This window comes from Streptomyces atroolivaceus, from assembly GCF_000717025.1.
Classification (GTDB): Bacteria; Actinomycetota; Actinomycetes; order Streptomycetales; family Streptomycetaceae; genus Streptomyces; species Streptomyces atroolivaceus.
This window is the reverse complement of record NZ_JNXG01000003.1, coordinates 526,866-549,892: the sequence shown is the minus strand read 5'-3', so window position 1 is coordinate 549,892 and position 23,027 is coordinate 526,866. Positions and strand designations below refer to the sequence as shown.

The window sequence follows — 23,027 nt, the reverse complement described above, 5'->3', positions numbered from 1 at the left end:
GCAACGGAGACGACATCGCCTACCACAACGACGACCCGGTCGACACCTCCGGCTGGACCCAGACCCTCCTCTCCGCCGCACCCGGCCAGGTCACCTGCAAATCGGTAAGCACGCTTGGGCAGGACATCGCCAGGGACGCCAAGGCAGAAGTCGGCAACAACTTCAACGACTACGACTTCGACTTCAGCCGTGCCTGGTGCGCGGAGTTCGTCAAGTACATCTGGGCCGGCAACGACGTGACGGGTTCGTCGGAGCTGGACGCCAGGGCCATCAGCCTGCGCGAGTACGGCTTGAAACACGGCACCTACCGGTCCGGCTCCCCCAAGGTCGGGGACGCGGTGCTCTACGACACCGACAAGAATCTGACCGACGGTGAAGCCGACCACGTGAACATCGTGGTGGCCGTCTCCGCGGACGGCAAGCAGATCGAGACGGTCGGCGGCAACGAGAGCCGTCAGGTTCAGAAGACTGGCTGGTTCAACTGGGACACCGCTTCCAGCCCGATCGGCGCGGGCCCGGCGCTCGCCTTCATCTCGCCGAAGGGCTGACCTGCCGTGCACCGTCGGCGGCCTCTCCCCCTTGGAACGGGAGAGCGGCCGCCGTCTGCGTCACGGTGCCGCGTGCCCCGTGCATGGCGCGGGATCGTATGCTCGCCGGGCAAGTCCGCTCTCCGGAAGGCCAACACGTGAACTACAGAGTCCAGCCCACTGCCCAGGTCGACGACAGTGCCGAGATCGGCGACGGCAGCAGCGTCTGGGAGCTCGCCCAGATCCGTGAGGGCGCCAGGCTCGGCGAGGGATGCGTGGTGGGCCGCGGCGCCTACGTGGGCACCGGCGTCCAGATCGGGAACAACGTCAAGCTGCAGAACTACGCCCTGGTGTACGAGCCGGCAGAGCTCGGAGACGGCGTCTTCGTCGGTCCCGCCGTGGTCCTCACCAACGACCACAACCCGCGCTCCGTGGACCCTGAGGGCAAGCAGAAGCGCGGCGGCGACTGGGAAGCCGTGGGCGTGAAGGTCGCCGAGGGTGCCTCGCTCGGCGCACGGTCCGTGTGCGTCGCGCCCGTACGGGTCGGACGCTGGGCCATGGTGGCGGCGGGGGCCGTGGTCACGAAGGACGTGCCGGACTTCGGCCTGGTCGTGGGCGTTCCGGCCCGTCGGATCGGCTGGGTGGGCCGCAGCGGCGTCAAGCTTGTCGAGCGGGCGGACGAGCCGGGCGTCTGGGAGTGTCCGCAGACGGGTGCTCTGCACGACGAGGCCGACGGCGCCCTCACCGAGCGAGCCGCCGGAACACGCTGAGCAGAAGGGGACACCGAACCGTTCGGCACCTTTGTCACGATGCCTGGGCACTTCGGGCAGAGGTGCCGGAGTACGGTACGCAAGTCTCCGCGTCGGAGGGGTACAACTCTTCCGTTACCCCGGCGAAGCCCGTACGGTCCAAGTTCTGACTCGACCGTGGAGCTTCGCTGTGCACACACTTCGCCTCTCCGACGAACACCTCATCGGCCTGGCACGCTGGGCCACCGACCGGATGGCACGAGTCGAGAGACCGGTTCTGGCCGAGAGGGTTCTGGGCGTGGCGGGTCATCGTATCCAAGATCCCCGGGCCAGGGCCGACGTGCTGACAGCGGCGGCGGAGGCCAGGCTGGGCCTCGGCCACCTTCCCCGCCACCTGACGCAGGCCTACGCGGCGGAACTGCAGTGTGCCGACGAGCACCACAAGGCCGGGCATCGCAAGGCCGCCGCCGCGTCAGCTGCCAAGGCACTGATCCTCGCCTTCCACCGGGTCGCCCACATCGACGGCCTCACCTCGCCGCTCGCCACCGATCCCGCCCAGTTCACGGGTCCCCTGCGGCGCAGCCGCGTCCTGCGGGCGCTGCGGGCGCCGCGCGGGCGGGTGACTGCATCCGCTGCTCCGCCAGCGGACCGGCCGATGCGTCTGCTCTTAGTCCACAGCGCGAACGACAACTTCCTGCCGGTGGTCCTCGACCACTACCGGAACCATCCGGGGGTCGAGGTACGTGTCCTGGACACCGCAGCCGACCCGGCGACGGCCCCGCTCGCCAAAGGCCTCGGCCGGATGATCGCCAGCGGCATCGGCATCCGGAGCGCTTACGCCGGACAGGTGGAGGAGGCCCTTCGTCCACACCTCGACTGGGCCGATGTGGTGTTCGTCGACTGGTGCACCGCTGCCGCAGCGTTTCTCACGCTCGTCGACCCCGGCACAACCCGGGTCGTGGTGCGCCTGCACAGCTTCGAGGTGTTCAGCTACTGGCCGCACCTGGTGGACTTCTCCCGCGTGGACGACTTGGTGTTCGTCAGCGAGCATCTGCGGGACCTTGCCGTCGCCGCGCTGCCCAGGCTCCGTGAACCGGACGCCCCTGCCACCCACGTCCTCGACAACGCGGTCGACCTCGCCCGGTCCCCCCTTCCGAAGAAACCCGACGCGCGGTTCACTCTCGGCCTCGTCGGCCTCAGCCAGGTCGCCAAGGATCCCCGCTGGGCCCTCGAGGTGCTGCGCGTCCTCCGCCGGCAGGACAAGCGTTACCGTCTGCGCCTGATCGGGGACTCCATGGAGCCCGGCGTCAGCCCGGCACTCGACCGTTACCGCACGGCGTTCGCCGCGGAACTGGCACCGCTCGTCGCTTCCGGCGCGGTGCACATGACCGGCCATACCGACGACATCGCCGCCGAGCTGACGAACGTCGGAGTGATACTCAGCACGTCCGTTCGCGAGAGCTGGCACCTGGGCCTTGTGGAGGGCGCTGCGAGTGGTGCGGTCCCGGTGGTACGGGACTGGCCGTTCTTCGCCGACAGACCGCACGGCGCCCATTCGCTGTTCCCCAGGGACTGGGTGGTATCCACACCCGCCGAGGCCGCCGCGCGGATCCTCGCGGTCAACGAGTCCGAGGAAAGCTGGCTGGAGTCAGGGCACGAAGCGTCCGAGAAGGCGATCTCCACCTGGGGCTGGGGCACGGTCGCCCCGCGCTTCGACTCGTTGCTCTGCGCACGGTTCGCTGAGATTCCAGCTCAGCGCAGGGTACGGACGATCGCGGAGTGAGAGGGCCGTGGACCATACCCCGCTCACGGCCGACTCCTGCGGTCCCTAGGATGACCGGGCACGGCACCCTTTTGAGGTGCCCGGTAAGCCTGACGAGGCCGACATGTCCCGAAGCGAAGTCCTGGTGCCCAGCAATCAGCCAGTCACCGCTCAAGCCCCGCAGGAGGCCTTCCGGGCCCCCGCGCCACGGCTGCACGCTCTGGACGCGCTGCGGGTTCTCGCCGCGCTTGCCGTGCTCGCCTTCCACTTCACCGGGGTGGACGCGGCAACCAGGGCCAACTGGGGCGTAAATCCGAAGGAGCTGTTTCCGTGGCTCTTCCCGGTGACCTCCTACGGTTCCTACGGCGTCCAGCTCTTCTTCCTGATCAGCGGCTTCGTGATCTGCCTGTCCGCCTGGGGTCGCACGCCCGGGCAGTTCGTCCGGGCGCGGTTCCTGCGGTTGTTCCCCGCCTACTGGTTCTCGGCAGCCGTCGCCTTCGTGGTGTGGCGTGCGCTGCCGGACGGTTCGCGCACCGGCCCCAGTATCAGTGAGTCGCTCACGAACCTGACCATGCTCCAGGTGCCTCTGTCCGCACAGCACCTGGTGGGCGCCTACTGGACGCTGTGGGCTGAGCTCACCTTCTACCTGATCTTCCTCCTGGTGATCTGGAAGGGCCTCGACTACCGGCGGGTCAGCGTTTTCTGCTGGCTGTGGCTGCTGGCGAGCGTGCTGATCCAGCAGAAGGACAACCAGGTACCCATACTCGGGATCTTCGCCCAGCCCCTCAACACCGCGCTGTTCGTCGGCGGCATCGCGATGTACCTGATCTACCGCTTCGGCCCGGATCTGAAGCTCTGGGGCCTGCTGGCCGCGAGCTGGCTCGTCATGCAGAGCGACCTGGTCCAGCATGCCGACGGTCTGCGGCACGACCGCGGAATGGACCGGCACCCCTACATGGCCCTCGCCCTGGTGACCGTCTTCTACCTGCTCGTTCTGGCCGTCGCGCTGCACAAGCTCGACCGGATCCGCTGGAACGGATTCGTCACCCTCGGCGCGCTCGTCTATCCCCTCTATCTGCTGCACGAAGAACTCGGATGGGCGCTGATCCGGAACCTGTACGGACCTCTCGGCGCCTGGCCCACGCTCCTGGTGGCCACCGCTGTCATTCTGATCGCGGCCTGGCTGCTGCACAGGCTGGTGGAGCGCCCGTCCCAGCGCTGGCTCCGCGCCCGACTGGAGCAGGAGGCCGGCCGGGCGGCGGACCGGGACCGCGCGGAGCGCCCTGCCGCTTGACGTCACGGCCGGGCAGACGGCTGAGGCCCCACCCGGTGCCGGGTGGGGCCTCAGCCGTCGGTACGAGTTCGGTCAGCCGCCGATGACGACGCGGCGTACGCCTTCCCACTTGGCCGGGTCCGTCGTGCGACGGCCGTCGACCAGGACGCGCACGTCCGGCAGGTCGGCGGCGGCCAGCTCACGGTACTCGGCGTGGTCGGCCTGGAGGATCGCGGCGGTGACCGTCTGACCCTCGTGCGGCACGAGACCGTGCGCGGTCAGCTCCTCGGGGGTGTACATCGGGTCCGAGACGAACGGAACCGCGCCGCGCGCCTTCAGCGCCTCGACGACACCGAAGACACCGGAGAAGGCGGTCTCCTTGACTCCACCGCGGTAGGCGGCGCCCAGCACGAGGACCCCGACGCCGTCCAGGTCGCCGTAGGCGGCGGCCAGCAGGTCGACGGAGTACTCGGGCATGGCGGCGTTGGCCTCACGGGCCGAGCGCACGACGGTCGCCTCCGGGTCGTTCCAGAGGTACATCCGCGGGTAGATCGGGATGCAGTGGCCGCCGACGGCGATACCCGGCTGGTGGATGTGGCTGTAGGGCTGGCTGTTGCAGGCCTCGATGACCTTCTTGACGTCGATGTCGTTCTTGTCGGCGAACCGGGCGAACTGGTTGGCCAGACCGATGTTGACGTCGCGGTACGTCGTCTCGGCGAGCTTGGCGAGCTCGGACGCCTCCGCCGTGCCGAGGTCCCAGACACCGTTCGGGCGCGGCAGGTCCTCGCGGTCGTCGAAGTCGAGTACGGCCTCGTAGAACTCGACGCCGCGCTGCGAGGACGCCTCGTCGATGCCTCCGACGAGCTTGGGGTAGCGGCGCAGGTCGGCGAAGACGCGGCCGGTCAGGACGCGCTCCGGCGAGAAGACGAGGTGGAAGTCCACACCCGGGGTCAGGCCGGAGCCCTCGGCGAGCATGGGTGCCCAGCGGGTACGGGTGGTGCCGACGGGCAGCGTGGTCTCGTAGCTGACGAGGGTGCCCGGCTTGAGGCCTGCGGCGATGGCCTTGGTCGCCGAGTCCATCCAGCCGAAGTCAGGGGTGCCCTCGGCGTCCACGAAGAGCGGGACGACGACCACGACGGCGTCGGACGCGGCGACCGCCGCCGTGGTGTCCGTCGTCGCGGAGAGCAGGCCAGCTCCCACGGTCTCCTTGAGCTTGACGTCCAGGTCGTGCTCGCCGGGGAACGGCTCGGTGGCCGCGTTGACGAGCTCGACGACCTTCTCGTTGACGTCCGCGCCAATGACCTTGTGGCCCTTGGCCGCGAACTGCACGGCGAGCGGGAGGCCGATCTTGCCGAGCGCGACTACACAGATGTTCATCGGGTTACTTTCCTCTTCAGCCTGGACAGCATGTGGCGCAGCCGCTTGCCCGCACCGGGTTTGATCTCCCACAGGGGGGCGGTCGTGACCACGAGCCGGCCCTTGGAATTCTGGTTCGCCGACACCCTGTACGGAACGGCCTGCCGCCAGCGACGGGCCAGGGGAAGCGGCTGACCGCCGGTCTTCACCGGGATCTCGTACGTCGAACCTGCCACGTCCACGTACACGCGGACACCGAGCTTCGCCTTGGCGGCATGGACCGGGATCCGGGCGCGCACTGTCGTCGCCCGGCCGTCGTCGGCAGTCGACCGGCTGAACTCTCCCTCGGGAGGGGGGAGTTCCTGGCCGGCCGGCAGACGGCGCGCGCCGGGCTTGTCCGCGCTCTTGGGCATGGCACCCTTCGCCAGGCGCACGGTCAGGGAACTGATGTCACCGATGACTCCGGTCCGGACCGTGAGCACGAGAGCCAGGTCGTCACCCTTCTGGTCCCATTCGGCGGCGACGAGCTCCGTACCCTGTGCCAGCCGGCCGGGCACGGCCTCGCCGACCAGCTCGTAGACACGGTCGGGCAGGCCGAGGGCCCCGTCACGGAAGCCGGGGTACAGCGCGAAGGCCCGGCCGTCCTCGAGACGGAAGGGCGGGGCGCCGTGCTCGGCCTCGTCCTCGATGGCCCGGACGAGCTCCTCCACGGCTCCGGCCTGCGCGAGGCAGATCCGCACCCGTCGCTTGACGTCCAGGGAGTCCCGGAGTCCGTCGGTCAGGTAGTCGTCCGCAAGGGCAGCGATCCCCTCGCAGACCTCCTGTCGGGTCCCCGGATCGAGTGCCGGGAAGTCGCCCTGGACGAGCTTGGCGAGTTCCCAGGTGAAGTGCCGCTCGAACAAGGCGTCCCGGTCAGGGCCGGCTTCCACGAGTGTGGCGGCGTGCTTCATGATCGCGGCAGTGCATCGCAGCCGGGACAGATGGTTCGCCCGGTAGGTGATGTTGCTGGCGTCGCCGCGCTTCACCGCGTAGTAGAAGGTGTAGTCCGAGAGGACCGAGATTCTCCGGGCTCGGACGCATGCCTCGATGGTGAACGGCTGATCGCTGCCGACCGGCAGGTCCTCCGGAAAGCGCAGCCCGTGCCTCTCGACCAGCTCGCGGCGGAAGAGCTTGGTGTTCGCCAGTGTGTAGGGCAGGCTCGACCGGAAGAGGCTGACGTCAGGGTCGTTCTTCTTGTACAGCTTCTGGTGCACGTACCGGCCGTTGGTTCCGACCATCTTGCCGATGACCACGTCGGAGTCGTGCTCGTCCGCGTAGCCCACCATGCGCTCGAGGGCTTCCGCACCGAGATGGTCGTCGGACCCTATGAAGTACACGAATCGGCCGGTGGCCACCTCGAGCGCCCTGTTGCTGGGCGCGGCGGGGCCACCGGAGTTCGCCTGGTGGATGACCTTGACCGTGCCGGGGTAGCGCTCGGCGAAACGGTCCAGCTCGGCACCGCTCTCGTCCGTCGAGCCGTCATCGACCGCGACGATCTCCAGCCGCTCCAGACCGATGCTCTGCCCGACAAGCGAGTTCAGGCATTCCGTGAGGTACGGCATCGTGTTGTAGACAGCGACAACCACACTGACGTCAGGAGCCGTCATAGTCTGTTTTCCACCTTCTCGCGGCCCGGGAGCAGGTCGGAGTAGAGCCCGTCGAGGACCTCGGCCTGCGCCTCCCAGGTCCACGTGTCCAGCAGCCCGGGCTTGTCGTACGCGGCACGGTAGCGCTCGGGGTCGGCCAGGACCTGCTTGATCGCGCGGGCCAGATCAGCGACGTCCTCAGCGGTGCAGACCTCACCCTGTCCCGTCGAACGGGTCACTTCGGACATGGTCTTCACGTCGCTCACGACCAGGGGCAGCCTGGCGTGGGAGTACTCGAAGAACTTCGTGATCAGCGCGATCTCATGGTTCGGCCAGTGGTGGATCGGGATACAGCCGGCGTTCGCCGTGGACAGGAACGAGACGACCTGCCAGTGCGGTACGTAGGGCACCGCGTGCAGGCGCTCCCCCACCCCCAGCTCCGCGGCCCGGGCCAGCAAGCCCTTTATGTAGGAGGCAGCGGGATTCGGGACCACGAAGGCCATGTGTACGCCGTCGAGCTGCGGCAGCGCTTCCACCATGTCGCCGAGGCCCCGCTGCGGACCCGGCGAGCCGCTGTAGACCACCAGCGGGACGTCGGGGCCGATGCCGCACAGTTCACGCAGGTCCGGAGCAGGGTCAGCGTCCGGCCTCTCGACCGGCCGGTCGGGCGCGTTCAGCACGACCGTGGGCCGGGTGGCCAGGGAATGGCGCTCGCGCAGCAGGTCGCCGAGACCTTCGGACACGGTCACCACCGCGTCGGCGTAGGGAGCGTACTCGCTCTCGTGCGCCGTATTGCCGGGAATCCAGTGCGCGTTGTCCTCCCAGGGGCGGACCCCGGGAAGAAACTCGTGGGCATCCCAGACCAGCTTGACCTGACGTCCCGCGGCCCTGGCCCGGACTGCGGCACGAGCCCCCACACCGAGCATCCGGAAGTCGTTGGCGTGGATCAGATCAGGCTTGAGCGCATCGATCTCCTTGCCATAGGTCAGTTCGTAGTCCCACAAAGCGGGTTCGAGCCTGCGCCAGGCTCTCCTGCCCTTGGCAGTCTTCCAGGCAGCGGTGAAGGCCCGGTCCATCGGCCCCTGAAGCCTTCGACCGGCCTTCTGCGCCTCGGTTGACTGACGGGAGCGGAGGGCGATCCAGCGCTGCAGCAGCTTCGACGCCGGTCCGGCAACCGTGAGACGCGCCTGTTCCACCTTGCGGAAGGCCGGCGAACCGACCGCCTGCGGCACCACCTTGAGCGCGGCGCGGCGCGACGCGACGTCGGCACGCCAGGCCTTGGCCCACTGCCGTCTGTACGCACCGAGCGGGCCCGGCGGGTAGGCCAGGGGGCGGCGCAACAGCGAGCGGTGCCGTTCTGCGTGCCGCTTCGCCAGTGGTGTCTTCAGCGGCAGCAGTCGCACATCGGCATCGCCGATCTTCCAGCTGCGGCCGCTGCCCGAGCGCACCAGGCCGAGCAACGTCACGTCCCAGCCCGCCGCGGCCATGGACTCGGCGGCCTTCTGGACCCGCGAATCCCCTTCGACCTTGTTGTCGACGAGCATGACGACCCGGCCCCTGCGGGGCAGCTCGATGCCGGCTTCCTGCGTCTCCATGAACAACCTTTCCCCCGGACGCGTCACTTGAGGAATCCGCTCAGTACCTGCGCGGTCCAGCGTCCGTCGTGGTACGTATGCGCGAATTCCACCGAGGCACGGCCGATGGCCGCGGCGCCCTCGCGATCTTCGATCAGGGAATCCAGCGCTTCCCGCAGCGTGGCGGGAGTGGCGCTGACGATGGGCAGCTCGCCGTTGGTCGTCGCCTTCACCGCATCGCTGATGTAGCCGATCACCGGCTTGCCCGCGGCCATCGCCTCGACTGCGAATGTGCCGTAACTGCCGGTGGTGAACTGGTCCAGGACCAGGTCGCTCGCCTTGACCAGCGCCTGCATCTCGGCCCAGGGAATGTCCTCGGCAAGCCTGAAGTCGATGACTCCTCTGTCGTGCAGCTCGGTGAGGACGGGCATGATCCGGTCCGTACCCTTGGTCCAGCGCTTGGACGGGGCGTGCAGCACGACGGGCCGCTTGCGCTCCATGACCACGGTGTCGGCCGCCCATGAGGCGACGTCCACCACCAGTGGCGCCCACTTGGCAGCCGGCAGGTCGTCCAGCAGGTCCGGAGTCGTGACGAAGAGCGGCAGACCGGCCTCGTCGGCAATGCGCCGGTTGGCCTCCGCCTTACTTCTGAGTTTCTCGGCGATGCCTTCGGGAGCGTCACGGAACAAGGAGTACTCGTGCCGTTCCAAGTGCCTGTCGGGGTGGCGGATGTCACTCCCGTGCGAAAGGAGCGCCACCTTCACCCGCGCCTTGCGCAGCGCGGCCAGATCACCCGCGATGGTGTCACCGTTGAGCCGGCCGAAGACCGGCATGAAGGCATCGACGACGAGGTGGCTGTAGCGGCCGACGATTCTCTTCACCTGCTGCAGCTGGACATCCAGCTCTCCGAGCCGAGCGGCGTCCACGTACACGTCGGCCGGATAGTCGAAGGTGTCGGCACGCTGATTCATGACGACTTCGACGGAAACATCTGGGTAGGCACGCGAGATCGCCTGCGCGAAAGCCGCACCCTGACCCGCGTAGTTGGCGGGCCCGATTCCCAGCTTGACCCGCGTGGAGCCGAGAGGGGTCCAGACGGGCATCCCTGACTTACCGCTGCTCGAACCGACCCGCGGGGCCCCCGGAGTCTCCTGAACCGTCCAGGGCACCTCGGCCACCGGCACCGGCGGTGTCTTCTTCGAGAGGGTGCGGTACAGCTCCAGAAGCCCGGCGCTCTGCTGCTCCCAGGAGAGCTCCTTGCGCACGTCCTCGGTGATGGCCTGTGCGAGCTCATCGCGGCGCTTCAGTGCCCGGGCCGCGGCGGCCGCGAAGGTAGCCGGGTCGTCCCAGGAGAAGACCTCGCCGAGCCCCTTCTCCTCCACGTACGCCTTGATCACCCGCACGTCGCTGGTGACCAGCGGCAGACCCGCCTGAAGGTACTCGGAGACCTTCGTCGGCAGGGAGACCTCACAGTTGGGCACCCGCCTGAACGGCGTCAGGCCGATGTCCGCAGAGGACAGGTAGTCGGCTACCTCGTGCTGTGCGACGTACGGAACCAGATGGATGCGGTCACGCACACCGAGCGTCTCCGCCGTGGACAGCAACTGCTCCAGAAGGGGCGTGACCCGGCTGCAGACCAGGGCCAGATGCACACCGGGCAGCTCAGGGAGACCGTCGATGACGGCGTCCACGCCGCGTTCGGGCCCCAGCCACCCCGAATACACCATGAGCGGTACTTCCGGCCCCAGCCCGCAGACCTCTCGGACGGACGACCGTACCGATCCGGAGCCGATCACCTCGCGGACCGGCGAGTTGCCCACCACCAGAGGAAGCTTCGAGAGCTTGTGATCATCCTTGAGAAGCTCGGCGAGCTGCGGGGAGACGGTGACCACCGCGTCAGCCCGGCCGATGTACTCGGCTTCGGCTGCCGGAAGGGCGTAAGCCTGTCGCGGATTGGGCCACTCCACGCCGCGAACGTACTCGTGGGCGTCGTACAGCCAGGCACACCGGTGCCCACTCGCCCGGAGTCGCGCGGCGCTGCGAGCCGCAGTCACGATCATGGTGGAGTCGTTGGCGTGGATGACATCCGGCTTGAGCTCTTCGATCACCGGGCCGAACGCCAGGTCCAGGTCCACCAGCTGCGGCCAGTCGAACCTCCAGTCACGGACCGGCTGCGGCTCCTTGGGTACCCTGCGCTGCTCCCACTTGAAGGCGCGCACCCGCAGTTTGTACACAGCACGGCGCGCGCGCAGCACGGCCTTCAGGGAAGCCCGTCGGGGTGCGCCCGACCAGGTGGTCTCGGCCGACGTCTGACGCACCCACGCCCGGTAGGAGGCACGGTAGTGGTTCAGCGCAGCCTGATCCTGCATCCGGAACTGGGTCAACGCCCCACGCAGCGGGTGAGTCCTGCGCGCCTTCACCGAGCGCACGTACTCCGCCGTCACCGGGACGCGGACCACCTGGATCGGCCCCATCCTCGACCGCTGGACGTGCTTGGTCTCACTTCTGCCGACCAGCGTGACGTCCCAGCCGTCGCGGGCTGCGGCCACCGCCGTCTTCTGGACCCGCGAGTCGCCGGTGATGCCGTTGGCGACGATCACGGCGAGCCGCGGTCGGCGGGCAGGGGATTTCATACTGCACTTCCTCCGGTGGAAGACGAACGGGCCGTCACCTGATTGCGCACTCCCCTGGAGCGCACGACCAGGTCTGGCAGTGGAACGTTTATGCCCGACGCCAGGGACTCAGCCTGCCGCACGATCCTTGTCCAGGTGCACTGTGGTCCGGCTGACGGACGACTCGAGAACCGCTGCCGCGACCTCAACCGTACGCAGCCCCTGCCGCAGAGTGCAGATATCGGCCGACTCGCCCCGCACGGCGTCCCTGAAGAGCTCGTGCTCGACCAGCAGCGGCTCACGCTTCGGGATGGCGTAGCGGATCATGTCGCCCTCGGAGACACCGCGGAACGCGCGCAGCGCCTCCCACTCGGTGGTCACCGCCGCGTTCGAGTGGAACGTGAGGTCGGCGGTGAGCGTGTCGGCGATGTAGCAGCCGCGCTCGCCGGTGACCGAGGTGAAGCGCTCCTTGAGCGGGCTCAGCCAGTTGACCAGGTGGTTGACCATGGTGCCGTCGGAGAGCTGCCCCACCGCGGAGACCATGTCCTCGTGCGGGCGGCCGGACTTGGAGACGGTGTGGGCCGCGATCGAGGTGTACGTCTGGCCGGTCACCCAGCCCGTCAGGTCGATGTCGTGCGTGGCGAGGTCCTTGACCACGCCGACGTCCGCGATGCGGTGCGGGAAGGGCCCCTGACGGCGGGTGACGACCTGGAAGACGTCGCCGAGCTCGCCGGCCTCGAGGCGGCTGCGCAGTGAGCGCAGGGCCGGGTTGCAGCGCTCGATGTGGCCGACACCGGCCACGAGGTCACGCGACTCGAAGGCCTCGACGAGGCGGCGCGCGCCTTCGACGGTGTCGGCCAGCGGCTTCTCGATCAGGGCGCAGACGCCCGCGTCGGCCAGCTGGAGGCCGACCTCTTCGTGCAGGGCCGTCGGGCAGGCCACGACCGCGTAGTCGATGCCGAGCGCGATGAGCTCCTCGACGGTCGACAGGACGGGGGCGCCCTGCGCCCAGCCGTTCTTGTCGCCCATCGGGTCGACGACGCCGACCAGCTCGACGCCTTCGAGACCGGCGAGGACACGGGCGTGGTGGCGCCCCATGGAGCCGAGGCCGACGAGGCCTGCCTTCAGTACGGCGGCGGTCACAGGCTCTCCCCCAGTGCGTTCACTGCGTTGGCGATGCGCTCGAGGTCACCCTCGCCGAGCGACGGGTGGACGGGGAGCGAGACGACCTCGGCGGCGGCCCGCTCGGTCTCGGGCAGGTCCCAGTTCCGGCCGGCCTTCTGGTCCGGCTCCCAGTACGGCTTCAGCCGGTGGATCGGGGTCGGGTAGTAGACGGCGTTGCCGATGCCCGCCTCGGTGAGCTTGGCCATCGCGGCCTCGCGGTCGCCCTGCACCCGGATCGTGTACTGGTGGTAGACGTGGCGGGCGCCCTCGGCGACCGGCGGCGTCGTCACGTTCGGGGCGGTGATGTGCGCGTCGAGGTACGCGGCGTTGGCGCGGCGCTGCTCGGTCCAGCCGCCGACCTTCGTGAGCTGGACGCGGCCGACGGCGGCGGCCACGTCCGTCATGCGCATGTTGGCGCCGACGATCTCGTTGGCGTACCGCGCCTCCATCCCCTGGTTGCGCAGGAGGCGCAGGGTGCGGGCGAGGCCGGCGTCGGCCGTGGTGACCATCCCGCCTTCGAGGGCGTGCATGTTCTTCGTCGGGTAGAAGCTGAACGTTCCGCCTTCGCCGAACGCGCCGACGGGGGTGCCGTTCAGGGCCGCGGCGTGCGCCTGGCACGCGTCCTCCACGACGGCGAGCTTGTGCTTCTGCGCGATGGGCATCAGCTGGTCCATCGCCGCCGGGTGACCGTAGAGGTGCACCGGCATGATGGCGGCCGTGCGCGGAGTGACGGCCGCCTCGACCGCTGCCGGGTCCAGGCCGTAGCTGCCGGGCTCGATGTCGGCGAACACCACGTCGGCGCCGACCAGGCGGACGGCGTTGGCGGAGGCGGCGAAGGAGAAGGACGGGACGATCACCTCGTCGCCGGGGCCCACGCCGAGGCCGAGCAGGAGCATGTGCAGAGCGGAGGTGCCGGAGTTGACGGCGACGCAGTGACGGCCGTCGACCAGCTCGGAGAAGCCCTCCTCGAAGGCGGCGACCTCAGGTCCCTGTACGACGCGACCGCTGCGCAGCACTCGTACCGCGGCCTCGATCTCTTCTTCACCGATGACCGGGCGGGCAGCAGGGATCGGCTGCTCGTTGATGCTCGTCATGGACGTCCTCCTTGAACACCGCAAGAGCTCTTTACAGGCAGAGGATCTGGGGTGCGGGACGTCTCACGAGGCCGCGCATCACCCCACCGGCACAATGCCGACGCCCTGCCGAGGAAACTGGACCCGGTCTCTCGTGAACCGGGACGGTCACCGACCGTGATTCCCTTGCGGGAACTTCACAGGCAGCGACCGCCGTCACATTATCAGGGATTTCTCAGGTCATTTCAGGCCCGTTAACCGGCTCATGCATCAGTTCTGAAACAAAGCCCGTGTCCCGCCCCGAAGACCTCGGAGCGGGACACGGATCGGTGAACAACCGGTCACGAAATGCTCAGCCGGCGGCCTGCCCCGAGTCGGCGGACGAAGCCGAAGCCGTCACGGAAGGCGACGACTGCTCGGCTGCGACCGTCTTCTTCGCCGCCTTCTTCGTCGTCTTCTTCGCGGCGGTCTTCTTCGCGACCGTCTTGGCGGCCGTCTTCTTGGTGGCGGTCTTCTTCGCCGTGGCCTTCTTCGCGGTCTTCCGCGCCGCGGTCTTCTTGACCGGCGCTTCCGCTTCCGCCACTTCGGCACCGGAGGCGCCGGGCGTGTCGGACTCGGTACCCGTGACCACGACCACCGCCGCCTCTTCGGCGCCGGCCGGCGACCCTGCCGGAGCGGTGACCTTGCGGGTCACCCGGCGACGGGCGCGCGGCGGGGCGGCCGGAGCGGACTCCTCGTCAGCAGCCGGAGCCTCGGGCGCCGTCGCCTTCTCCGAGGGGGCCGGAGCCGGAGCCGCGGGGGCCTCGACGACCGGGTCCTCGACCGCGACGGGCTCCGCCGAGGGCTCTGCCGGGTGGACCGCCGGCGTCACGGCGGCCGCCTTGGGCGAGCCCGCCGGGGCGGTCGCCTTCCGGGTCGCCCTGCGGCGCGTACGGGCCGGAGGTGCGGCCTCGGGGGTCGCGGCCTCGGCCTCGGGGGCGGCCGGAGCCTCCACCGGTGCCTCGGCGACCGGCTCGGGCTGCTGCTTCTCCTCGGCGGCCGGGGCCGCCGGGGCGGCCTCGGCCTCACGGGCGGGCGCACCGGCCGGAGCCGTGACCTTGCGGGTCGCGCGCCGGCGGCCACGGCCGCGCGACGCTGCCGCCTCGGCCTCCGCGGCGCTGCTGTACAGCTCCTCGTCGGCGACGAACTCCGGCTCGGGCAGTGCCACCGGGGCGGCGACCTCGGCGGCGATCTCGGCCTCGGTCTCGATCTCGAGCGGCTGCTCGGCGTGCTCGTGCTCGTGGCCGTGCTCGTGCTCCTGGCCGGCCCCACCGCGGCCGCGCTTCTTGGACCGCTTCCCGCCACCGCCGCCGCCGGCGGCCGTGGGCTGCTCCATGTGGACGATCACGCCACGCCCGTTGCAGTGGACACAGGTCTCGGAGAAGGACTCCAGCAGGCCCTGGCCCACGCGCTTACGGGTCATCTGGACCAGGCCAAGCGAGGTGACCTCGGCGACCTGGTGCTTCGTGCGGTCGCGGCCCAGGCACTCCAGCAGCCGCCGCAGGACCAGGTCCCGGTTGGACTCCAGCACCATGTCGATGAAGTCGACGACGACGATGCCACCGAGGTCGCGCAGCCGCAGCTGACGCACGATCTCCTCGGCCGCCTCCAGGTTGTTCTTGGTGACGGTCTCCTCGAGGTTCCCGCCCTGGCCGGTGAACTTCCCGGTGTTGACGTCGACGACCACCATGGCCTCGGTCTTGTCGATCACCAGCGAGCCGCCGCTCGGCAGGTAGACCTTGCGGTCCAGCGCCTTCATCAGCTGCTCGTCGATGCGGTACGTCGCGAAGACGTCGACCTCGGAGGTCCAGCGCGACAGCCGGTCCGTCAGGTCCGGTGCCACGTGCGAGACATAGCCGTGGATGGTCTCCCAGGCGTCGTCACCGCTGACGATGACCTTCGAGAAGTCCTCGTTGAAGATGTCCCGGACGACCCGGACGGTCATGTCCGGCTCGCCGTAGAGCAGCGTCGGCGCGTTGGAGCTGGTGGTGTTCTTCGACTTCTTCTGGATCTCTTCCCACTGGCCCTGCAGCCGCTCGACGTCACGGCGCAGCTCGTCCTCGCTCGCACCCTCGGCGGCGGTGCGCACGATGACGCCCGCGTCCTCGGGAACGATCTTCTTGAGGATGGTCTTCAGCCGGGCGCGCTCGGTGTCGGGCAGCTTGCGGCTGATGCCGGTCATCGAGCCCTCGGGCACGTAGACCAGGTAACGGCCGGGAAGCGAGACCTGGCTGGTCAGGCGGGCGCCCTTGTGGCCGATCGGGTCCTTCGTCACCTGGACGAGGACGGACTGGCCGGACTTCAGCGCGGTCTCGATGCGGCGCGGCCCGTGGGCCATTCCGAGCGCCTCGAAGTTGACCTCACCGGCGTACAGGACGGCGTTGCGGCCCTTGCCGATGTCGACGAAGGCGGCCTCCATGGACGGCAGTACGTTCTGCACCTTGCCCAGGTAGACGTTGCCGACGTAGCTGGTGGCCTGCTCCTTGTTGACGTAGTGCTCGACGAGCACGTTGTCCTCGAGGACGCCGATCTGGGTGCGCTCGCCGCTCTGGCGGACGACCATCACGCGCTCGACGGCCTCGCGGCGGGCCAGGAACTCGGCCTCGGTGATGATCGGCACGCGGCGGCGGCCCTGCTCGCGCCCCTCACGGCGACGCTGCTTCTTGGCCTCCATACGGGTCGAGCCCTTGATGGACTGGACCTCGTCGAAGCCGGTGCCGGGCTCGCGCTCGGCGTCCTTCTTGCGCGGCTCACGGACCTTGACGACCGTGCGCTCCGGGTCGTCCGTGCCCGTACCGGCGTCCTCGCCCGAGGCGTCCCCGCTGCGGCGGCGACGACGGCGCCGGCGCCGGCTGCTGCTGGAACCGGAGGCCTCGTGCTCCTCCTCGTCCTCGTCCTCCTGGGCCTGCTGGTCGTCGTCGGAGCGGTCCGCGGTGTCGTCCTGGTGCTCCGTGTCGTCCATGTCGTTGGCCTCGCCGCGACGGCGGCGGCGGCCACCACGACGGCGACGGCGCGAGGGACGGTCCCCGTACTCATCCGATTCGTCGCCCTCGTGCTCGGCGTCCGTCTCGGGCTCGGCCTCGTGCTCGTCCTCGACCGGGGTCTCGGCGACGGGCGCGGCGGCGGGCTGCTCGGCCGGAAGCGTGACCGGGGTCGCGGCCGGCTCGGTCTCGACGGCCTCACCACGGCGGCGGCGACGACGGCGCGAACCGCCCTGCGGGGCGGCGGGCTCGGCGGTCTCCGCGGCTGCGGCCGGCTCGGCGGTCTGCCTGGCCTCGGCCTTGCGCGGGGCGCGGTCCGAGGGCTTCTGCTCCTCGAAGTCGTCGCTCTCGTCGTACGCCGGGGTGGGGCCCGCTGCGGCGGCCGCGGCAGCGGCGGTCTCCGGGGTCTGGAACATCGGCTCGGCGAAGACCGGGGCCTGGAAAACGGCCACGGCGGGGCGCGTCGCGCGACGGCCCTTGCGCGACGGCTCCTCGGTCTTCCCGGTGAACTCGGGACGGCCCGCGGCGGCGGTGGCCCGGCGGCGCTGGCGGCCTCGCGGGGCGGCCTCCTCGACCTGCTCGGTCTCGGTGGAAAGCTCCTCGGCCACGGCGGCGGGAAGGCTCTCGCCCTTCTCGGCGGCCGCCTCGGCGACCTCCTCGACGGGCTGCGGGGTACCGGCCGGAGACGTCGCCTTGCGGGACGCGCGACGGCGGGGGCGCGACGGCGCCGCTTCGACAGCCGGTGCCTCGTCTGCCTCTTCGGTATGGGCGGGCTCGGCGGCGGCCTCGACGACCGGCTGGGCCGGCGTCTCGGCGGTCTGCGCGCCCTGCGGCGCACCGGCCGGGGCCGACGCACGGCGACGGGCACGGCCTCGCGGCGCGGCGGCGGGCTCGGCCGGCTCCACGGGAGCGGCGGCCTCTTCGGCGGCGGGCTCGGAGGCCTTCACCGGCCCGGCCACGGCGGCGTCCTGCGCGACCGTCCCGGCCGGCTGCGGGGCACCGGCGGGAGCGGTCGCCTTACGGGTGGCACGGCGGCGGCCACGGGGGGCCTCCACGACGGGCGCCTCGGCGACGGGGGCCTCGACCGTCTCTTCGGTCTCTTCGGTCTCTTCCTCGGCCGGGGCGGCCGTGACCGGCTCCACGGTCTCGGCGGTCTGCGGCGCACCCGCCGGAGCGGTCGCCTTGCGTACGGCACGGCGCCGGGTACGCGCCGGGGGCGCGGCCTCGGGGGCCGGCTCGGCTACGGCAGTCGGCTCGGGGCTCACGGCCGGGGCCTCGGCGGCCGTCTCCGGCGCCGGCTCCACGGTCTCGGCGGCCTGCGGCGCACCCGCCGGAGCGGTCGCCTTGCGTACGGCACGGCGCCGGGCACGCGCCGGGGGCGCGGCCTCGGGGGCCGTCTCGGCTGCGGCGGCCGGTATGGCCGGCGTGACGTCCTCGGCGGCGGCCGCGCCCGGCGCGCCCGACGGCGGGCCGGCGGGGCGGGACGCCGCGCGGCGCCTGCGGCGCGGCGGCAGCTTGTCCCCGGGGGCGTTGTTGTCTTCGGTGTTTCCGGTGGTACCGGATTCGTTCGGCTCGTGCATGCGGGCGGTTCTCCCGTCGCGCTCCCGGGCGCCGCGCCTTGTTCCGGTCCGACGCGATTCGCATGATGTGCGATACCGCCGTCCGGGGCGCGGGCGCCGCACGGGAACTGATGTCTGGCTCGCCGGTTCCGTACGCGCTACGCACGGCCTGGCGAAAGTCTTATGGGGCGGTGCGCGGCCCGACCCAGGTGGCTCCCGAGTCCAAGGGCTGCGCTACAACGACCGCCTTACGCGGAACCTGCACCTTCCGGCGCCGCCGCGGCGGCGGCCGGATCGGCCGTGGATACGGCCGGGGCTGCCTCGCGGTCGGGCGCGAGCGGGTCGGTCACCGTGCCGGACTCCTCGTCGAAGAGCCCCTGCGCCAGCCTGGTCACCGCAGCGGGGACCGGCGGCGTTAGGTCGGCCACAGCTCGGAGACCGGACAGGACGTCGTCGGGTCGCACGGCAGGTGTCACGTGCCGCACTACCAGCCGCAGTATCGCACAGGGCCTGTCCCCGGACCTATCAGGCTGTGGATCAAGCGCCTCCAGGCCGACGACCGCGGCACGGGCGTCGAAGGTCCGGATGCCGTTCTTCGCGCGGCGCTGGACCTCGACGGTCTCCGCGCCCAGGAAGGCGGCGACGGCCTTCTCTGCGTCCTGTACGGCGACCCCGTCCAGCCGCATCTCCCATACGGAGGCGGTCAGCCGGTCGGCGAGGCCGGAGGTGCGGGCCTCCACCGCGTCGATGACGTCGAGGCCGTCGGGCATCGACGCGTCGAGCAGCTTGCACAGGGTGCCGGGGTCCCGCGCCTCGGTGAGGGCGATCTCCAGGAACTCGGCCTCGCTTCCCGTACCCGTGGGGGCCGCGTTGGCGTACGAGACCTTCGGGTGCGGGGTGAAGCCCGCCGAGTAGGCCATGGGTACCTCGGAGCGGCGGAGCGCCCGCTCGAAGGCACGCTGGAAGTCTCTGTGACTGGTGAACCGGAGGCGGCCCCGCTTGGTGTAGCGCAGTCGGATGCGCTGCACCGCCGGTGCGGGCGGCGGGCCTTCGGGCTGTCGCTTGCCCAGTGGTTCTTCTCCTCGGTGCGGGGCGGCCGCGGTGGCGTGCCGCCCACGAAGTACAGGGTGCCCCGGGGTGCCGCTCCGGCTCACCCCCGCCTGACCGTTTTTGTCGGCAAGCAGGGAGATCTCGGGTGCGGGCGCCGCGCTGGGGACAGTCGTTGTCCTACCCAGGGTACGCGCAGCGGACGCTTCGAGTTCCCGCACGTCCGTGACCTGCGGTGCTCCCGCCGGCGTGCGCCACGCGTCCCTGCCTGCCGCACGGAGGGTCTCCCGGGCGGAGCCCGCGGCGCCGCGGGCCGGGCGTCCGGCCTCCGTAGCTGCCCACCCGACGGGGCCCACGCCCTGTCCCGCAGGAAGTGACCCAGGGGCACGCCGTGCGGCAGACCCCGGTCACCGGCGCTCCGGCCAGGTACCACGCCGGCCACGCCCCGCCGCACGAGGGTGTGCGGTGCTGTTTGCCGAGGTCCGTGCCGGGAAGGGCGCGAGCGCCCTCCCGGGGTTTCCACGGAGGAGGTCTCAGCAGAGGGGCATAGCCCGCACGTGTCCACCGAGGTTCTCGTCGTCGGTGCCGACGAGGGCTTCGGTGGAGGCGGGCAGGCACTCCACCGCCTCGATCTTGAACTGCGGGAAGGTGCCGAGCACGGCGGGCACGGCCGCGAGCACGACCCTCACCCTGCCGGCTGCCGACACGCTCACGCTGCCCGCATCACTCACCGCGGAGGCGAACGGGCCGTCGTCGCCGGCGTCCGTGGCCGAACTCACGAGGACGCGGCCCGAGTCGGTCACCGTGATGTCGGAGATGTGGCGGGTGCCGTCGCCGGCCGGGGAGGCCGCGCGGTAGGCCTTGCGCGTCACGGCACCGAACTGCGGCTGTCCCCACGAGGCGAACGTCAGGGGCGCCGCGTACAGCGTGGCCGGCCGGCCGTCACCGGCTCCCCGGTCCGCCCACAGGGCGGCGAGTTTCCCGTTCCGCGCGACCAGCGCGAAGCGCTCGAAGTCGTCCCCCGCGCCGATCGACGGCAGAGGCGAATGGTCCACGACCGTCGCCTCGGACCCCGTGACCTCCAGCCGGTAGAGGATGCCGCGGGCCGTGAGTGCCAGATACTCCCCCGGCTTCCCGGGGATCCCCTCGATCGCTTCGAGGTCGACCGGCTCCGGTCCGTCCCAGGTGACCGGGGACACGACGTCGGAGTCCGTCCGGTGGGTGATCCGGGACAGCCGCTGCTGCCCTGACCTCTTGTTGTCGTGCACGACGAGCGCGTTCACCCCGGTCCCGTCTCCCGTGGGGCCCTCGTACGCGAGTCCGCTGACACCGCCGTGGGCGTCGCCGCCGGTCTTCCGCCACGCGCCGTCCGCGCCGGCCGGGGCGGTGCCCGGCATCGTCAGCAGCGCGGTGGCCGCGGTGAGCAGGGCCATGGACCGCAACATCGGGAGTTTCACTGGGGCCGCTCGCCTTCTCCGTCGGATCGGCGCGCGCTCACGCGCCGGGCGTCAGGTTATGGATCAGCGGCGGGCGGGCCCGAACACCCGTTGCGCCATTCGCCGGAGCCCGCAGGGGCCCAGGGGGACCGAGGCGGGCGACCTCCCACAGCGGTCCGCCCCGCCGGACCTTGGTCCGGCGGGGCGGGAGCCCGGCCTTCGAACGGCGGACGGCACCGGGAACACCCGGGCCGCGATTCCACCACCGGGTGTCACCCGGACGAGGGCGCGGTGTTACTTCACCACGGTGAGCGGCAGGAGCTTCTTGCCGGTGGGGCCGATCTGGATGTCCAGGTCGAGCTGAGGGCACACACCGCAGTCGAAGCACGGCGTCCAGCGGCAGTCCTCGACCTCGGTCTCGTCGAGCGAGTCCTGCCAGTCCTCCCAGAGCCAGTCCTTGTCGAGACCGGAGTCCAGGTGGTCCCAGGGCAGGACCTCCTCGTAGGTCCGCTCGCGGGTGGTGTACCAGTCGACGTCCACGCCGAAGGCGGGAAGCGTCTTCTCCGCGCTCCTCATCCACAGGTCGTAGCTGAAGTGCTCGCGCCAGCCGTCGAAGCGGCCGCCGGACTCGTAGACCTCGCGGATGACGGAGCCGACCCGGCGGTCGCCCCGGGAGAGCAGGCCCTCGACGATGCCGGGCTTGCCGTCGTGGTAGCGGAAACCGATGGAGCGGCCGTACTTCTTGTCGTCGCGGATCTTGTCCCGGAGCTTCTTCAGCCGGGCGTCGGTGTCCTCGGCGCTGAGCTGCGGGGCCCACTGGAAGGGTGTGTGCGGCTTGGGCACGAAGCCGCCGATGGAGACGGTGCAGCGGATGTCGTTCTGCCCGGAGACCTCGCGGCCCTTGGCGATCACGTTGACCGCCATGTCACCGATCTGGAGGACGTCCTCGTCGGTCTCGGTGGGCAGGCCGCACATGAAGTACAGCTTCACCTGACGCCAGCCGTTGCCGTACGCGGTGGCGACCGTGCGGATCAGGTCCTCCTCCGAGACCATCTTGTTGATGACCTTGCGCATGCGCTCGGAGCCGCCCTCGGGGGCGAAGGTGAGCCCGGACCTGCGGCCGTTGCGGGTCAGCTCGTTGGCCAGGTCCACGTTGAACGCGTCGACACGGGTAGAGGGCAGCGAGAGGCCGATCTTGTCGTCCGTGTACCGGTCGGCGAGCCCCTTGGCGATGTCACCGATCTCCGTGTGGTCCGCGGAGGAGAGCGACAGGAGGCCGACCTCCTCGAAGCCCGTGGCCTTGAGCCCCTTCTCCACCATCTCGCCGATACCGGTGATGCTTCGCTCCCGCACGGGGCGCGTGATCATGCCGGCCTGGCAGAAACGGCAGCCGCGGGTGCAGCCGCGGAAGATCTCCACGGACATCCGCTCGTGGACGGTCTCGGCGAGGGGGACGAGCGGCTGCTTGGGGTACGGCCATTCGTCGAGGTCCATGACGGTGTGCTTGGACACACGCCACGGCACACCGGACCTGTTGGGAACCACACGGCCGATGCGGCCGTCGGGGAGGTATTCGACGTCGTAGAAGCCGGGGACGTAGACGCCGCCCGTCCTCGCGAGGCGGAAGAGCACCTCCTCGCGGCCGCCGGGCCGGCCCTCGGCCTTCCAGGCGCGGATGATCTCGGTGATCTCCAGGACGGCCTGCTCACCGTCGCCGATGACGGCGCAGTCGATGAAGTCCGCGATCGGCTCCGGGTTGAACGCGGCGTGGCCGCCCGCCAGCACGATCGGGTGATCGACGGTGCGGTCCTTGGACTCCAGCGGGATGCCCGCGAGATCCAGGGCCGTGAACATGTTGGTGTAACCGAGCTCGGTGGAGAAGCTGAGGCCGAGCACGTCGAAGGCGCCGACGGGGCGGTGGCTGTCCACGGTGAACTGCGGCACCTTGTGCTCGCGCATCAGTTCTTCGAGATCGGGCCACACGCTGTAGGTGCGCTCGGCGAGGACGCCCTCGCGCTCGTTGAGCACCTCGTAGAGGATCATGACGCCCTGGTTGGGAAGCCCGACCTCATAGGCGTCCGGGTACATGAGTGCCCAGCGGACGTCGCATTCGTCCCACGGCTTGACGGTGGAGTTCAGCTCACCGCCGACGTACTGGATGGGCTTCTGCACATGCGGGAGCAGAGCTTCGAGCTGCGGGAAGACCGACTCGGCAGACATCTGTGGACCTTCGTAGCTGGCAGGGGTGAC

General features: G+C 70.3%; 14 protein-coding genes. 4 read left to right on the top strand and 10 right to left on the bottom strand.

What is annotated here, in order from left to right:
- From OO67_RS11495 to OO67_RS11480, 4 genes are all read left to right on the top strand, one after another.
- A partial coding sequence (locus OO67_RS11495; RefSeq protein ID WP_033299430.1) for a CHAP domain-containing protein occupies positions 1-548 on the top strand: 548 nt, incomplete at its 5' end.
- Positions 549-685: 137 nt separating this feature from the next.
- Entirely contained in the window at positions 686-1,297 is a 612-nt protein-coding gene (locus OO67_RS11490) for an acyltransferase (protein WP_033299428.1), read from the top strand.
- 169 nt (positions 1,298-1,466) lie between these two features.
- On the top strand, positions 1,467-3,059 hold the full coding sequence (locus OO67_RS11485) for a glycosyltransferase (RefSeq protein ID WP_051709274.1): 1,593 nt from the start codon (positions 1,467-1,469) through the stop codon (positions 3,057-3,059).
- A gap of 103 nt (positions 3,060-3,162) precedes the next feature.
- A complete protein-coding gene (locus OO67_RS11480) occupies positions 3,163-4,332 on the top strand; it encodes an acyltransferase family protein (RefSeq protein ID WP_051709273.1) in 1,170 nt (389 codons plus the stop codon).
- Positions 4,333-4,404: 72 nt separating this feature from the next.
- On the opposite strand, the gene OO67_RS11475 is transcribed toward OO67_RS11480, so the two are convergent.
- The 10 genes from OO67_RS11475 to OO67_RS11430 all read right to left on the bottom strand — a co-directional run bounded on the left by OO67_RS11475 (position 4,405) and on the right by OO67_RS11430 (position 22,997).
- On the bottom strand, positions 4,405-5,688 hold the full coding sequence (locus OO67_RS11475) for a nucleotide sugar dehydrogenase (protein ID WP_033299427.1): 1,284 nt from the start codon (positions 5,686-5,688) through the stop codon (positions 4,405-4,407).
- Entirely contained in the window at positions 5,685-7,313 is a 1,629-nt protein-coding gene (locus OO67_RS11470; protein ID WP_033299425.1) for a glycosyltransferase family 2 protein, read from the bottom strand. Before OO67_RS11470 ends, OO67_RS11475 begins: the two co-directional genes overlap by 4 nt.
- On the bottom strand, positions 7,310-8,887 hold the full coding sequence (locus OO67_RS11465) for a glycosyltransferase family 4 protein (protein WP_244300129.1): 1,578 nt from the start codon (positions 8,885-8,887) through the stop codon (positions 7,310-7,312). The genes OO67_RS11470 and OO67_RS11465 overlap by 4 nt, the downstream gene beginning before the upstream one ends.
- 23 nt (positions 8,888-8,910) lie before the next feature.
- A complete protein-coding gene (locus tag OO67_RS11460) occupies positions 8,911-11,499 on the bottom strand; it encodes a glycosyltransferase (protein ID WP_033299424.1) in 2,589 nt (862 codons plus the stop codon).
- Between the two features lie 108 nt (positions 11,500-11,607).
- Complete coding sequence (locus OO67_RS11455) at positions 11,608-12,621, bottom strand: Gfo/Idh/MocA family protein (RefSeq protein WP_033299422.1); 1,014 nt, start codon at positions 12,619-12,621, stop codon at positions 11,608-11,610.
- Positions 12,618-13,736: a DegT/DnrJ/EryC1/StrS family aminotransferase gene (locus OO67_RS11450; RefSeq protein WP_033299420.1), complete on the bottom strand. Its 1,119-nt coding sequence runs from the start codon at positions 13,734-13,736 to the stop codon at positions 12,618-12,620. Before OO67_RS11450 ends, OO67_RS11455 begins: the two co-directional genes overlap by 4 nt.
- A 331-nt stretch (positions 13,737-14,067) precedes the next feature.
- Positions 14,068-18,315, bottom strand: a complete 4,248-nt coding sequence (locus OO67_RS11445) for a ribonuclease E/G (protein ID WP_033299419.1) — start codon at positions 18,313-18,315, stop codon at positions 14,068-14,070.
- Between the two features lie 227 nt (positions 18,316-18,542).
- Positions 18,543-19,322: a TIGR03936 family radical SAM-associated protein gene (locus tag OO67_RS11440; RefSeq protein WP_033299417.1), complete on the bottom strand. Its 780-nt coding sequence runs from the start codon at positions 19,320-19,322 to the stop codon at positions 18,543-18,545.
- 552 nt (positions 19,323-19,874) lie between these two features.
- Entirely contained in the window at positions 19,875-20,774 is a 900-nt protein-coding gene (locus OO67_RS11435) for an esterase-like activity of phytase family protein (protein WP_244300128.1), read from the bottom strand.
- A gap of 297 nt (positions 20,775-21,071) precedes the next feature.
- Positions 21,072-22,997 (bottom strand): TIGR03960 family B12-binding radical SAM protein, encoded by a 1,926-nt coding sequence (locus OO67_RS11430; protein WP_033299414.1) that lies wholly within the window; start codon positions 22,995-22,997, stop codon positions 21,072-21,074.
- Positions 22,998-23,027: the final 30 nt, after the last annotated feature.

Excerpts from the sequence above, each read along its gene's own strand:
- OO67_RS11480 (WP_051709273.1), top strand. The coding sequence starts at position 3,163 with ATGTCCCGAAGCGAAGTCCTGGTGCCCAGCAATCAGCCAGTCACCGCT.
- OO67_RS11475 (WP_033299427.1), bottom strand. The coding sequence starts at position 5,688 with ATGAACATCTGTGTAGTCGCGCTCGGCAAGATCGGCCTCCCGCTCGCC.
- OO67_RS11470 (WP_033299425.1), bottom strand. The coding sequence starts at position 7,313 with ATGACGGCTCCTGACGTCAGTGTGGTTGTCGCTGTCTACAACACGATG.
- OO67_RS11465 (WP_244300129.1), bottom strand. The coding sequence starts at position 8,887 with ATGGAGACGCAGGAAGCCGGCATCGAGCTGCCCCGCAGGGGCCGGGTC.
- OO67_RS11460 (WP_033299424.1), bottom strand. The coding sequence starts at position 11,499 with ATGAAATCCCCTGCCCGCCGACCGCGGCTCGCCGTGATCGTCGCCAAC.
- OO67_RS11450 (WP_033299420.1), bottom strand. The coding sequence starts at position 13,736 with ATGACGAGCATCAACGAGCAGCCGATCCCTGCTGCCCGCCCGGTCATC.
- OO67_RS11445 (WP_033299419.1), bottom strand. The coding sequence starts at position 18,315 with ATGCACGAGCCGAACGAATCCGGTACCACCGGAAACACCGAAGACAAC.
- OO67_RS11435 (WP_244300128.1), bottom strand. The coding sequence starts at position 20,774 with ATGGCCCTGCTCACCGCGGCCACCGCGCTGCTGACGATGCCGGGCACC.
- OO67_RS11430 (WP_033299414.1), bottom strand. The coding sequence starts at position 22,997 with ATGTCTGCCGAGTCGGTCTTCCCGCAGCTCGAAGCTCTGCTCCCGCAT.